The organism is Bacillus cereus group sp. BfR-BA-01360 (genome assembly GCF_022663595.1).
GTDB classification, from domain to species: domain Bacteria; phylum Bacillota; class Bacilli; order Bacillales; family Bacillaceae_G; genus Bacillus_A; species Bacillus_A cytotoxicus.
The window spans coordinates 1-2,299 of sequence record NZ_JAKUFV010000061.1; the positions used below are offsets into that span (position 1 = coordinate 1).

The window sequence follows — 2,299 nt, forward strand, 5'->3', positions numbered from 1 at the left end:
GTAAATAGTTTTTTCGTCATTTTGAAATGTCTCCGATTCTCATTTTTCTCTCATTATACAAGAAATACCCTATAGAATAGACCTTTTTTTTGTGCAATCATATCTGCACGTTTTTATTGCATTACTATGTACTTTCATTTTGCACTAAACAAACTATAATCCTTATAAAATCAAGGTTTATCACGTTTATAAACATATTACAAAATATTTATAAACGTTTATTAAATCTTAATGACCTTTATAAATCCCTTGGCGTACAATTTTCTTAAAATGATATGGTGACCCCTTATAGGTAATTTTTGTTATTACATGAAATGTTTAAGAAATAGAAGTTATAGAGATTAGTTTTATTGATATTTAATTTTTTTGGTAATTTTTTTGAAAGGAGGAAGTGTGAATTTATTTTTCATGTTTATTTATTTTCTCCTTTATTTATTTGATAGTTAGTTTTTTATTCTGCAAATGCTCCTACTACTCCACCAGCAACAGCACCAATTCCTGCTCCTACAATAGCACCGGCTACTACATTTGTTCCACTTACACAACCGTTTATTTTAATAAAGGATTAATAAGATACTGTTTTATTTTCTTTTCGAACGCATACCTTTTAATTTAGTAATCTTATCTTGATTAAGCAATTGGTTATATATTTCACTCTTAACATCATAAATGGCAATTTTCCCTTGATCGTTATAGTGTATTCCCCAACCATAATTTTTCACTAAAGGAGAAGCTCTGAAGCAAGCCATAGGTTTTGAAAAAAATTGTTTTCGCAGTTCATCTGTATTTTCTTCTTCTATTTGATTTTTGATTAAATAAGTTTTAAATTGCACATCTTCTTGTGTAAATTTATAAGGATTATTCTTAATTAAATCATATTCAATAGAAGCAATAGTAGGTTTTCCATTTCTGGTGACAGGTACTATGGCAGAAGTAGCTTTTGAATCCTCTGAAATGGTAATAAGTGTGTTCTTGTAACTCATATAACAACCTCCTTAGTAAACCAATTTTTCATAAAGATATATAATATTTAAAATTATACAAATATCTAGAAAGTAGATTTCCAAGTTTGGGAATCTACTTCAAAAAAGTTCTTCAACAAAAGTGCCCTTTAATGGAAGATTGATCTACAATACCAAGCATCAAAGCAAAAGATAATATCACAGCAGTTTTATTCATCGAATTTATTACCCCCTTTTTTATATTTTTATTGTATATCATATTCAAGTCAAGTCAAGTTAACATAAGGCATTATTAGCGGAAGTCATTGTACATTTGCTTCACTTAGGGGTCACAGTGATTTTTTTCGGTATTTTACAAACCGAATTATAAAGAATATGTTGAAAATAATGATGGATATGAAATAAAAACCAGAAAATATCATTCTCACATATTCGTTTTCAATAGTAGTTACTAAACAACCTCCTATAATAATGTATAGTAATACTAATGATGAAAATCTCCCCAAAATTTTAGAAAGGATTGGATCACTTTCAATAAAATTAAGATATCGTTCTGTTCTCTTTGCCATGTTACATGCACCTCCATTTTCCTAATTATACCATTAGAAAGGACTAATTTGTTCAGATTTTTAGATGTATATGGTATACACATTTGGTTAACATAACGTCTCAATATCGGTAGAGAGGAAAAAGAAGTACCCCTAATTAGAATAAGGGATACTTCTTTTTATATTTCTGTTAGTAATTTGAATTTCATTTTTTGCTCTGCAGTTAATTCTTTTTCTACATAATAATTATTTATAAGTAGATCGATTATTTCGTGAGCGAATTTCTTGTTGGTAATCTTCATTAGTGCCTCAAGTTCTACTTTTGATTCATTAGAAACTTTAATACTTCCTTGTTGGTTTTTAAATTTCTTTTTCTGAGGTGCCTGTATTTCCTTATCTAAGTTGTCAGTAATAGGCGTAACTGTTACTACAAATGAATTATTTTTATTTTCCACAGGTACCACTCCTATTTAAACTTTTCACGTGTTATTTCTTTTCCAGCATTTCATAAAGGTGCTTGCACATCCCTTTATAACCTTCAGATTGTCTCGTTGTTAGTTTAGTATTTACATAGCTTTCAATAAGCATATCGATAATATTATTATTCGATACTTTATCCATACTTTCTGCTTCTTTTATAATTTTATAAATGGTTTAAGTGTATTTAATTTTAACAAAACAGCAGGTGAGATCTTGACTGTGGAGTTAGTATAGTCATATGGACACAACTTAGTTAAGTCCTTACAATGGATTTCAAGGAGGAAGTGTCCGTATGGCAAACAAGAACTT

The 2,299-nt window shown here is 28.8% G+C and carries 2 protein-coding genes and 1 pseudogene; all 3 read right to left on the reverse strand.

Features of this window, described 5'->3' with window-relative positions; genetic code table 11:
- Window positions 1-581: 581 nt before the first annotated feature.
- Window positions 582-983 (reverse strand): DUF6157 family protein, encoded by a 402-nt coding sequence (locus MR056_RS21840; protein WP_012094725.1) that lies wholly within the window; start codon window positions 981-983, stop codon window positions 582-584.
- Between the two features lie 706 nt (window positions 984-1,689).
- Entirely contained in the window at window positions 1,690-1,965 is a 276-nt protein-coding gene (locus MR056_RS21845) for a hypothetical protein (RefSeq protein ID WP_012094726.1), read from the reverse strand.
- Between the two features lie 31 nt (window positions 1,966-1,996).
- Window positions 1,997-2,217 (reverse strand): annotated as a pseudogene (locus MR056_RS21850) (hypothetical protein); the annotation flags it as partial.
- Between the last annotated feature and the right edge of the window lie 82 nt (window positions 2,218-2,299).

Excerpts from the sequence above, each read along its gene's own strand:
- MR056_RS21840 (WP_012094725.1), bottom strand. The coding sequence starts at position 983 with ATGAGTTACAAGAACACACTTATTACCATTTCAGAGGATTCAAAAGCT.